The organism is Bradyrhizobium sp. 23AC (assembly GCF_054863025.1).
In genome coordinates this window covers 1-245 of record NZ_JAVAYN010000273.1, presented here as the reverse complement: position 1 = coordinate 245, position 245 = coordinate 1, and the positions used below count along the sequence as shown (strand labels likewise).

The window sequence follows — 245 nt, the reverse complement described above, 5'->3', positions numbered from 1 at the left end:
GTGCTCGGTGAACCACTGGAAGGCGTCGTCCGCCAGCATTTCCGTCCACAGATAGGCGTAATAGCCCGCGGCGTAGCCGTTACCCCAGATGTGCTGGAAATAGCTGGAACGGTAGCGCGGCGGCACGTAGCTGAGATCGACCTTGTCTTTTTGCAACGATTCGGCCTCGAACTTGTCCACGTCTTGCTGCGGCTGGTCGGCGGTCAGCATGTGCCAGTGCATGTCCAGCAGCGCGGCGGACAGCA

The 245-nt window shown here is 60.8% G+C and carries 1 protein-coding gene; it reads right to left on the bottom strand.

Annotated elements, in window-relative coordinates; all coding sequences use genetic code 11:
• Positions 1 to 245, bottom strand: a 245-nt coding sequence (locus tag RAD10_RS42410) for a M3 family metallopeptidase (RefSeq protein WP_461622079.1), incomplete at both ends; no start/stop codon positions are given.